This window comes from Pseudomonas sp. LW8, from assembly GCF_041956865.1.
Taxonomy (GTDB): domain Bacteria; phylum Pseudomonadota; class Gammaproteobacteria; order Pseudomonadales; family Pseudomonadaceae; genus Aquipseudomonas; species Aquipseudomonas siliginis.
On the sequence record NZ_CP168138.1, the window covers coordinates 1,906,402 to 1,918,740 of the forward strand.

Genomic DNA, 12,339 nt, shown 5'->3' on the forward strand with positions numbered 1-12,339 from the left:
CGTGCAAGAGTTAATCGAGTCGGTAGGACAACTTTCGGCTAAGCAAAGAAAGGCTCTGGCGGTTCTGCTCAAGCAGAAAGGCGTCAACCTCTTTGACATTGCCCCGGTTTTCAAGCGCACGGCTGAAGAGCCGTTGCTGCTGTCCTACGCTCAACAGCGCCAGTGGTTCCTCTGGCAGTGGGCACCGCACAGCGCGGCCTACAACATTCCGACGGCCCTGCGCTTGCAGGGGCCGCTGGATGTGCCGGCACTGGAACGCAGCATTGCGGCGCTGATCGAACGCCACGAAACCTTGCGCACGGTGTTCTCTCAAGACAGCGCGCAACCCTTGCAAGTGGTCCTGCCCGCAGGACCTTTTGCGTTGGAGATTCATCACCTGAGCGCTGATCTGGCGAATGACCCGGAGCACTCGATCGAGGCTTTCGTCCAGACCCAGAGCCAAAAGACTTTCGACCTGCAGCACGGCCCGTTGCTGCGTGCCGCGCTGCTGCAGGTCAACCCCGCTGAGCATGTGCTGGTGCTGACCCTGCACCACATCGTTTCCGATGGCTGGTCGCTGCAAGTGATGATCGAGGAACTGGTGCAGCTCTATGCCGGTTTCAACCTCGGTCACGACGCCGGTCTGCCGGCCCTGCCGATTCAATACGCCGATTACGCCTTGTGGCAGCGCCAGTGGATGGAGGCCGGTGAGCAGGAGCGACAACTGGCCTACTGGCAGGCCAAGCTCGGCGGCGAGCAACCGGTGCTGGAACTGCCGCTGGATCGCCCGCGCGCGTTGGAGCAGAGCTTCGCCGGCGCCAGCCACAACCTGATTCTCGACCCGGCGCTGAGCCATGCCCTCAAAGCGTTTGCCCGGCAGGAAAACGTCACCCTGTTCGTGTTGCTGCTGGCTTCGTTTCAGGCCTTGCTGCATCGCTACAGCGGGCAAAGCGACATCCGTGTCGGCGTGCCGGTGGCCAACCGTGGCCGGGTAGAAATCGAGCGCCTGATCGGCTTCTTCGTCAACACCCAGGTGCTCAAGGCGGACATCGACGCAGAGCTGCCGTTTGTCGAACTGCTGCGTCAGGTCAAACAGACCGCGCAGGAGGCGCAGGCGCATCAGGACTTGCCTTTCGAGCAACTGGTCGAAGCGCTGGAGCCGGGCCGCAGCCTCAGCCACAGTCCGCTGTTCCAGGTGATGTTCAACCACCAGGCCGAGCGCCGCGCAAGCGTCGCCACACGCCTCAACGGCCTGAACATCGAACCGCTGGAATGGCAGAGCCAGACCGCGCAGTTCGACCTGACCCTCAACACCACCGAGCAGGCCCACGGCATCGAAGCCGTGCTCAAGTACGCCACTGACCTGTTCGACGCAGCGACCATCGAGCGACTGGCGCAACACTGGACCGCGCTGTTGCAGGCGATCGTCGCCGAGCCGACTCGGCGCATCGGCCAATTGCCGATGCTCGACGCCGGCCAGCAGCAACAGCTGTTGGCGCAATGGAATCCGTCGCTGATTGAACAACCGCTGACCCAGTGCATCCAGCAAGCCATCGAGGCCCAGGCCGAGCGGCATGCCGATGCGGTGGCGGTGAGCTTTGCCGGGCAACGCCTGACTTACGCTGAACTCAATCACCGCGCCAACCTGTGGGCGCATACGCTGCTCGAGCAGGGCGTCGGCCCGGACGTGCGCGTCGGCGTGGCGGTGGAGCGTTCGCTGGACATGATCGTCGCCATTCTCGCGGTGCTGAAAGCGGGCGGCGCCTATGTGCCGCTGGACCCGAGCTACCCGGATGACCGCTTGAGCTACATGATCGACGACAGCGGTATTCAATTGCTGTTGACCCAGGGCCATTTGCTCGGGCAATTGCCGCTGCCGCCGGGGCTGATCTGCCTCGATCTGAATCAGGCGCCGGAGCACGGCATCGCAAGCAACCCGCCATGCCTGACCACGCCGGACAATCTGGCCTACGTCATCTACACCTCCGGTTCCACCGGCAAACCCAAGGGCGCGTTGCTGCCGCACGGCAACGTGATGCGCCTGTTCAGCGCCACCGCGCACTGGTTCGATTTCGGCGCGCAGGACAGCTGGACGCTGTTCCATTCCTACGCGTTCGACTTTTCGGTGTGGGAGATTTTCGGCGCGCTGTTGTACGGCGGCAAACTGGTGGTGGTGCCCCACGACGTCAGCCGTTCGCCGGAGGATTTCTACACGCTGCTCTGCGATGAAAACGTCACGGTGTTGAACCAGACGCCGTCGGCATTCAAGCCGTTGATGCAGGTTGCCTGTGAATCTGCGCGCAGCAATGCCCTGCGTTACGTGGTGTTCGGCGGCGAGGCTTTGGAAGTACAGAATCTGCGCCCGTGGTTCGAGCGTTTTGGCGACCGCGCGCCGACGCTGATCAACATGTACGGCATCACCGAAACCACCGTGCATGTGACCTACCGGCCATTGTCGCTGGCGGATCTGCACAGCAATCACAGCAGCCCGATTGGCGCGCCGATTGTCGACCTGTCGTGGTACTTGCTCGACAGCTCGCTCAACCTGGTGCCGCAAGGCTGCATCGGTGAGTTGTACATCGCTGGCGCCGGTCTCGCTCGTGGTTATCTGAATCAGGCTGGCATGAGCGCCACCCGCTTCGTGCCGGACCCGTTCAACCGCAAGGCCGGCCAGCGTCTGTACCGTACCGGCGACCTCGCACGCCTGCGCGGCGACGGGGTGATCGAGTACATCGGTCGTATCGACCACCAAGTGAAGATCCGTGGTTTCCGCATCGAGCTCGGCGAAATCGAAGCGCAACTGCTCAAGCATCCACAGGTGCGCGAAGCGGTGGTGCTGGCGGTGGACGGTCTCAGCGGTCAGCAACTGGCGACCTGGGTCGTACCCAACGAGATGCTGGACGCGGACGAGCAGGGCGCGCTGCGTGATTCGATCAAGGTGCACCTGCGCGAAACCCTGCCGGATTATATGGTCCCGGTCAGTTGGGCGTTCCTCGACCGACTGCCGCTGACCGCCAACGGCAAGCTCGATCGCAAACAACTGCCGCAGCCGGACGTTGCGCACGTGCAAGAGGCCTACGCCGCGCCGCGCAGCGAACTGGAACAGCGTCTGGCGGAGATTTGGCAGGACGTGCTCAAGGTCGAACGGGTCGGGCTTCACGACAACTTTTTCGAGTTGGGCGGCGATTCGATCATTTCGATTCAAGTGGTCAGCCGCGCGCGGCAGGCCGGTATCCGCTTTACGCCCAAGGACATTTTTCAGCACCAGACCGTGCAGCGTCTGGCCACCGTCGCGCAACAAAGCGACGCCGTGCAAACGGAGCAGGGCGAGGTGCTTGGCGACGCGCCGCTGACGCCAATCCAGCAGTATTTTTTCCACAGCGACATCCCGGCGCGGCATCACTGGAACCAGTCGATTCTGCTGACCCCGGCGAAAACCCTGCAAGCCACTGCGCTGCAACAGGCCCTGGCGCAGGTGCAAAAGCAGCATGACGCCTTGCGTCTGCGTTATCGCCAAACCGAGCAAAGCTGGCAGCAAAGTCACGGCGCGGCGGATCAGCCACAAGCGTTGTTGCGCACTTTCACGCTGGACGACAGCGCGGCATTGCCAGCGCTGTGCCTGGAGCTGCAACGCAGCCTCGACCTGCACAACGGCCCGCTGATCCGCGCGGCGCTGATCGATTTGCCGGACGCCAGTCAGCGTCTGTTGCTGGTGATTCATCACCTGGTGGTCGATGGCGTGTCGTGGCGAATCCTGCTCGAAGATCTGCAAAGCGCCTATCAGCAGATCAGCAGCGGACAGAGCGTGCATCTGCCGGCCAAGACCAGCGCGTTCAAAGACTGGGGTCTGCGCCTGCAAGAACATGCGCGCAGCGCGGCGCTGGGCAGCGAACTGAGCTACTGGCGCGAACAGTTGCGCGACGTTCCGCTCGGTTTGCCGCTGGATAATCCGCAGGGCCAGTTGTACAACCGCTTCGAACGCAGCGTCGACACGCGGCTGGACGCCGAACGCACTCGCCAGCTGCTGCAACAGGCCCCGGCGGCCTACCGCACTCAGGTCAACGACCTGCTGCTGACCGCACTGGCGCGGGTGTTGTGTGAGTGGACCGCCAGCGACAGTGCGTTGGTGCAGCTCGAAGGCCATGGCCGCGAAGACCTCTTCGATGACATCGACCTGAGCCGCACCGTGGGCTGGTTCACCAGCATGTTCCCGGTGCGCCTGACGCCAAACGCCAGTCTGCAAACCTCGATCAAAGGCATCAAGGAGCAACTGCGCGCGATCCCGAACAAGGGCATCGGCTTCGGTTTGCTGCGTTATCTCGGCACCGCCGAAGCACAAGCGGCACTCCATGAACTGGCGCAACCGCAGGTGACGTTCAACTACCTCGGCCAGTTCGATAACAACTTCGACGAAGACGCCTTGTGGCGGCCGGCCACCGAAGACAAGGGCGCCGGTCAGGACGCAAACGCGCCGATGGCCAATTGGCTGACCATCGATGGTCGGGTTTATCAGGGCCAGTTGAGCCTGACCTGGACCTACAGCAGCGACGTTTTCGAAGAGGCGACCATTGCCGCTCTGGCCCGTGCCTACGAAGTGGCGCTGAGCGAATTGATCGACCACTGCCTCAGTCATTCCGGGGGGCTGACTCCGTCCGACGTGCCGCTGGCCGGTTTGTCCCAGGCGCATCTGGACAGCCTGCCGATTGCCGCCCAGCGCATCGAGGACATTTATCCGCTGGCGCCGATGCAGCAGGGCATTCTGTTCCACAGCCTGTACGACGCGGACGCCAGCGCCTACGTCTATCAGATGCTGCTGGACATCGACGGCCTCGACGTCGCGCGGTTCCAGCAAGCCTGGCAACGGGTGGTCGATCGCCATGAAGTGCTGCGCGCCGGTTTCATCTGGGGCCGCGATGGCCTCGATGCGCCGTTGCAGGTGATCAACCGCCAACTGACCCTGGAAATGCCGGAAATCGATGTGCGCGATGCCGCCGATCTGCCGGCGGTGCTTGAAGCACGGGCGCAGGCCGACCGCGAACGTGGCTTCGATCTGCAGAATCCGCCGCTGTTGCGCCTGTGCCTGCTGCGCACTGCCGACGATCGCCATCGACTGATTTTCACCTGCCACCACATCCTCATGGATGGCTGGAGCAACTCGCGGATGTTCGGCGAGGTGCTGCAGGATTACGCCGGCCAGCCGGTGCCGAGCGCGCAGGGTCGCTATCGGGATTTTCTGGTGTGGCTACAGGGCCAGGACAAGGCGGCCGCGCAGGAATTCTGGCGCGGGCAACTGGCCGAACTCGACGAGCCGACCCGACTGGCCTCCGCCTGCCACGGACGCACCGTGCCGGGGCCGGGCAAACAGATGCATCGTCTGCATTTCGATGAAGCGTTGACCCAGCGTCTGAACAGCTTCTCCCGTCAGCAACAGGTGACCCTCAACAGCCTGGTGCAGGCGGCATGGCTGCTGGTGTTGCAGCGCTATACCGGCCAGGCCACCGTTGCGTTTGGCGCCACGGTATCCGGGCGTCCGGTGGATTTGCCGGGCATCGAAGAACAGTTAGGGCTGTTCATCAACACTCTGCCGGTGATCGCCAGCCCGCAGGCCACCCTCAGTGTGGGCGACTGGGTGCGCAGCGTGCAGGACAAGAACCTGCTGTTGCGCGACTACGAACAGACGCCGTTGCAGGACATTCAGCGTCTGGCCGCATTGAGTGGCGAAGCGTTGTTCGACACTTTGCTGGTGTTCGAGAACTACCCGGTGTCCGAAGCGCTGGAGGGCAATCCGGGCGGGCTGCGCTTTTCCGGTCTGGAGCATCGCGAGCAGACCAACTACGGTCTGACCCTGATCGCCGGCGCCAGCCAAGTGCTCAACCTCGATTTCAACTACCTCACCGAACACTTCGCCGAGCGCAGCGTGCTTGGTCTGGCGGCGCATTTGCGTGAAGTGCTCGAGCAATTTATCGCAGCGCCGCAGCGGGCACTCGGCGAGATCGGTCTGCTGCCGCTGGCCGAACGGCAGACGCTGGCGCAGTGGAACGACAATCACGCGGCTTATCCGGCCGAGCGGCTGATCTCGCAGAGCTTTGAAGCAAGGGTCGCAGCACATCCGCAGGCACTGGCGTTGAGTCATGCCGGCGTGGCCCTGAGCTACGGCGAACTGAACCGGCGGGCAAACCAGTTCGCCCGGCATTTGGTGACGCTGGGTGTCACCGCCGAAGTGCGCGTCGGCGTGGCGCTGCCGCGTTCGGCGGAACTGGTGATCGCCCTGATGGCGGTGCTCAAGGCCGGCGGCACCTACGTGCCGCTGGACCCGGACTACCCGGCCGACCGCGTGGCCTACATGCTCGACGACAGCCAGGCGAAAGTTCTGCTGACCCAGCAAGCGTTGCTGGCGCAACTGCCATCCAGCGAAGCACACGTGGTGCTGGTCGAGGCCGGCGGCGAGGCGTTCGCCGCGCAGGCACCTGACAACCTGCCGGCGCGCGCCGATTCGGCCAATCTGGCCTACGTGATCTACACCTCCGGTTCCACCGGCAAACCGAAAGGCGTGGCCATCGCCCATCGCAACGTGCAGGCGCTGATTCATTGGTCCGCCGAGGTCTACAGCGAGGACGATCTGCAAGGCGTGCTGGCCTCGACGTCGGTGTGCTTCGACCTGTCGGTGTGGGAGATTTTCGTCACCCTTGCGCGCGGCGGATCCATGGTCATCGCACGCAATGCTCTGGAGCTGGCGGACTTGCCCGAGCGTGATCAGGTGCGCCTGATCAACACCGTGCCATCGGCGATTGCCGCGCTACAACGCATCGGCCAGATCCCGCCGGGCGTGCGCATCATCAATCTGGCCGGCGAGCCGCTCAAGCAGGCGCTGGTCGACACCTTGTACCGCGAGACTTCGGTTGCCCACGTTTACGATCTGTACGGGCCTTCCGAAGACACCACGTATTCGACCTGGACCCGCCGCGAACTCGGCGGCCAGGCCAATATCGGCCGGCCACTGCGCAACACCACCGCGTACCTGCTCGACGGGCAATTGCAGGCAGCTCCGCTCGGCATCGCAGCGGAGCTGTATCTGGCCGGTGAGGGCATCACCCGTGGCTATCTGTTGCGCCCGGGCCTGACCGCCGAGCGCTTCGTGCCCAACCCGTTGGCGAGCAACGGCGAGCGCATGTACCGCACCGGCGACCTGACGCGTTTCATGGACGACGGCCGTATCGAATACGTCGGCCGCATCGACCATCAGGTCAAGGTGCGCGGCTTCCGTATCGAACTGGGGGAAATCGAAGCGCGTCTGCTGGCCCAGGCCAGCGTGCGCGAAGGCGTGGTGCTGGCGGTGGACGGCGTTGGCGGCCAGCAACTGGTCGCTTATGTGGTGCCGGCCGAGGCTGATCAGAGTCTTGCGCAACTGGACGCGCTGAGCACTGCGCTGCAAGCCGCGCTGAAGGCGCATCTGCCGGATTACATGGTGCCGGCGCAGTGGCTGTTCCTCGAACAGTTGCCGCTGACACCCAACGGCAAACTTGATCGCAAGGCTCTCCCGGCACCGGACGCCAGTCAGGTGCAACGCGATTATGTCGCGCCTTCGACGGCGCTGGAGCAGCAGTTGGCCGAGGTCTGGCAGGACATTCTGAAGATCGAGCAGGTCGGCGTGACCGACAATTTCTTCGCCCTCGGCGGTGATTCGATCATCTCGATTCAACTGGTCAGCCGCGCGCGGCAGCAGGGCATTTGCTTCACGCCCAAGGACCTGTTCCAGCAGCAGACGGTGCAGAAACTGGCCGCAGTGGTTTCGCTTGAAGACGCGCAATCCGCCAGCGTCAGCGACTACCCGTTGGCGCAATTGGATCAGGCGCAACTCGATGCCTTGCCGGTGCCGACGGAGCTGATCGAAGACGTCTACCCGCTGTCGCCGATGCAGGAAGGCATGCTGTTCCATACGCTGTCGGATAACGGCAGCAGCCTCTACGTGCAACAGGTCAGCCTGCCGATCAAGGGCCTCGACGTGGAGCGTTTCCGCCAGGCCTGGGAATTCATCATTGTGCGGCAGGCGATCCTGCGCACCAGTTTCCATTGGCAGGATGGGCTGGCCAAGCCGTTGCAGGTCGTCCATCGCCAAGCGCCGTTGCAGATGCAGGTGCTCGATTGGCGTGGGCAGGATTGCAGCGAGGCGGCGATTGCCGAATTCGCCAGCGCCGACCGCGCGCTGGGCTTCGACTTGTCCGAGGCGCGTTTGCAACGGGTGACTCTGCTGCAGCTGGGCGACGAGCAGTACCAGATGATCTGGACCAGCCACCACATTCTGATGGACGGCTGGAGCAGTTCGCGGTTGTTCGGCGAGGTCTTGCAGTTCTATTCCACGGGCCAGGTGACTGGCGAGAACGGCCGCTATCGCGACTTTATTGCCTGGTTGCAGGCGCAGGATCAGGATGCCCAGGAGCTGTTCTGGAAAGCGCGTCTGGCGGTGGTCAACGAACCGACCGCGCTGAGTCAGGCGATGCACCCGCGTCATAGTGCCGACGTTACTGGTCACGATGCTATCTATTCGAACTGGGACAAAGCGCAAACCGCGCGCCTGCTGGAGTTCTGCCGCGATTTGCGCATCACCCCCAACACACTGATTCAAGGTGCGTGGCTGTTGCTGTTGCAGCGTTATACCGGCCAGCAGACGGTGACCTTCGGCGCCACCGTATCGGGGCGTCCGGAAAGTCTGCCGAACGTCGGCAACATGCTCGGCCTGTTCATCAACACTTTGCCGATCATTCAGACGCCGCAGGCCGATCAGCGCCTGGCCGACTGGCTGGGCGAAGTGCAGGCCTACAACCTCGACATTCGCGATTACTCCCAGGCGCCGCTGGCCGATGTGCAGCGCTGGTCGAACCTCGGTGGTCAGGCGCTGTTCGACAGCATCGTGGTGTTCGAGAACTTCCCGATCGACGAGCGCTTGCAGGAAGAAACCGACACCGAGCTGACCTTCGGCAAATCCATCGGCCACGGCGTGACCAACGTGCCGATGGACCTTGCGGTGATGCTCGGCGACGAATTGTCGATCGAGTACCTGTACCTGCGCAGCCACTTCAGCGCCGAGGCGGTAGAAGGCATTCGCCTGACCCTGGAAAACACCCTCGCGGCGATGATGGCCGCGCCGTATGAGCGGCTGGGCAACTTGCAGCGTCTGTCCGCCGAACAATGGCAAGCGGCGCAGACCTGGAGCGCCGAGCCGGCGCACCGCCATGAACCTCGCCTGTTGCCGGAGTTGATCAGTCGTCATGCGCAACAGCAGCCCGACGCGATCGCGGTGCAATGCGCCGGCGAAAGCCTGAGCTACGCAGAGCTGGAGCGGCAGGCCAATCGACTCGCGCAGTGCCTGATCGCGCACGGCGCCGGGCCGGAAGTGGTGATCGGCGTGGCGTTGCCGCGCTCGCTGGAAATGCTGGTGAGCTTCCTCGCCGTGCTCAAGAGCGGTGCGGCGTACGTGCCGCTGGACATCGATTATCCGCCCGAGCGCTTGGCGTACATGATCGAAGATTCGCGCATGGCGCTGCTGCTGACGCAAACCAGCCTGCGTGCGACGTTGCCGGCGCCTAACGGCGTGCGGCGTCTGGAAATCGATCAGCTCGATCGCAGTCTTTACAGTGACGCGGTCCCGGTCTGCGATGTTCATGAGCAGAGCCTGGCCTATCTGGTTTACACCTCCGGCTCCACCGGACGGCCGAAAGGCGTGGCCGTGACCCAGGGACCGCTGAGCATGCACTGCCAGGCGATCGCCGAGTTGTACGAAATGGACGCGAGCAGTTGCGAGCTGCACTTCATGTCCTTCGCTTTCGACGGCGCTCACGAACGCTGGCTGAGTACGCTGTACAGCGGCGGTCGTCTGGTGATCCGCGACGGTTGTTTGTGGACGCCGGAGCAGACCTATCAGGCCCTGCACGATTACGGCGTGACCATCGCTTGTTTCCCGCCGGCCTATCTCAAGCAACTGGCCGAGTACGCAGCCGCCAGCGGCATTGCGCCGCCGCCAGTGCGCATCTACTGCTTCGGTGGCGATGCGGTGCCGGAGCAGACTTTCGAACAGGTGAAAGCGGCGTTGCGTCCGCAATACTTCACCAACGGCTACGGCCCGACCGAAACCGTGGTCACGCCGATGCTCTGGAAAGTCGCCATCAGCCAGCAGTGCGAAGCGGCATACGCGCCGATTGGCCGCGCGGTCGGTGCGCGTTCGTTGTACGTGCTCGACGACGATCTGAATCCGCTGCCGCCGGGTTTTGCCGGTGAGTTGTACATCGGCGGTTACGGCGTCGCCCGTGGTTACTACGGACGCCCCGATCTGACCGGCGAGCGCTTCGTGCCCAACCCGTTTGCGCCCGGCGAACGCCTGTACCGCAGCGGCGATCTGGTGCGCCGTCGCCCGGACGGCGTGGTCGATTACGTCGGGCGCATCGACCATCAGGTCAAGGTGCGTGGCTTCCGCATCGAGCTGGGCGAAGTCGAGGCCAGCCTGCGTCAGTTGCCGGCGGTCAGCGATGCGCTGGTGATTGCCCGCGACAATGCCTCCGGCAAGCAACTGATCGGTTATGTGGTCACTGCCACGGGTGATGATATCGGCGATGAACTCAAGGCCGGGCTGCGCGCTTCGCTGCCGGAATACATGGTGCCGGCGCAGATCGTCTGCCTCAGCGCGTTCCCGGTCACGCCCAACGGCAAGCTCGATCGCAAGGCCTTGCCGGAGCCGGAGTTCAAAAGCGACGAATATGTTGCCCCGCGCACCGAGCAGGAACGCCTGCTGGCGGAAATCTGGGCGCAGGTGTTGCAGGTCGAGCAGGTCGGTATCAGCGATAACTTCTTTGAACTGGGCGGCGATTCGATCCTCAGCCTGCAAGTGATCTCGCGGGTGAGAAACCACCCGACCCTGCAGATGGAGCTGAAGCTGCGTGATCTGATGCGCTATCAAACCATCGCCGGCATCGTAGAGCAGCAAGTGGCGAAGGAGGGCGCCGGGCAAGCGTTGCCGGACCTGACTCAGGTCGCTGCAGAGGGTGCGTTCAATTTGCTGCCGATCCAGCAATGGTTCTTCGCCGAAGGCATGGCCGAGGCGCATCACTACAACCAGTCGTTGCTGCTCAGCGCACGTCAGCCGCTGGATCTCGATGCCCTGGAACAGGCGCTGGGCTTGATCGAACAGCATCACGATTCGTTGCGTCTGCGTTTTTCCAACGACGGCGGGCGCTGGTTGCAGCGCTATAGCCGCAGCGCGTCCGACGAGGCTGTGCTGTGGCGCCGTGAAGCGCAAAACAGCGAAGAGGTCGAAGCCTTGGCCAACCTCGCGCAGCGCAGCCTCAAACTCAATGACGGGCCGGTCTGGCGGGTCATGCATGTGGCCTTGCCGGATGGTCAGGCGCGGTTGCTGGTGGTGATTCATCACCTGGTGGTCGACACCGTGTCGTGGCGGATTCTGCTCGACGATCTGAAAGTCGCTTATGAGGCGTGCGTGCAGGGGCTGGCGCCGCAGCTGCCGATTCGCACCAGCAGTTATCGTTCGTTTGCCGAGGCATTGCAGGCGCAGGCGCCGGTGATTGCCGAGCAGGAATTGAGCTATTGGCTGGAGCAACTGGATCAGCCCGGCGTTGATCTGCCGTGCGACAACCCGCGCGGCAAGAACCTCGTGCGGCAACAGGCGCAGGCGCGGCTCAAGCTGTCCCGCGAGCACACCGAACAACTGCTCAAACAGGCCCCGGCGGTGCACGGCACGCAGATCAACGACTTGCTGTTGTCAGCGCTCAGTCGCGCCCTGTGCCGCTGGAGCCAGCAACCGTCGGCGTTGATTCTGCTCGAAGGGCACGGGCGCGAAGACCTCTTCGAATCGATCGACCTGAGCCGCAGCCTCGGCTGGTTCACCAGCATGTTCCCGGTGCGTTTACGCCCGGACAGCGACGACATCGGCCAATCGATCATCGATGTGCAGGCGCAACTGGCGGGCGTACCGCAGAAGGGCATCGGCTATGGCGTGCTGCGTCATCTGGCCGGGCCGGAAATCTCGGCGCAACTGGCTGCATTGCCGCAGGCACGGGTGACGTTCAACTACCTCGGGCAGTTCGACCAGAGCTTCGATGAACAGGCGTTGCTGGTGCCGGCACTGGAAGAGACCGGCGACAACTACAGTCTCAAGGCGAATCTGGGCAACTGGCTGGAAATTGTCGGCCAGGTCTATGACGGGCAACTGGCCTTGCGCTGCATCTACAGCAGCCAGCGTTACCGCGCCGGCACCATGGATGCGCTGATGAGCGATTACCAGCGCGAGCTTGAAGCGTTGATCGAGCATTGCATGGCGCGGGTGGGTTGATCGCCCGGTCTTTTGCGCGGGCG

1 protein-coding gene is annotated in these 12,339 nt (G+C 63.4%); it reads left to right on the forward strand.

The window, feature by feature from the left end:
- The first annotated feature begins 1 nt into the window (after nucleotide 1).
- Nucleotides 2-12,316, forward strand: coding sequence for a non-ribosomal peptide synthase/polyketide synthase (locus AB9L16_RS08605; protein ID WP_375123373.1), 12,315 nt, complete (start codon nucleotides 2-4; stop codon nucleotides 12,314-12,316).
- The last annotated feature ends 23 nt before the right edge of the window (nucleotides 12,317-12,339 follow it).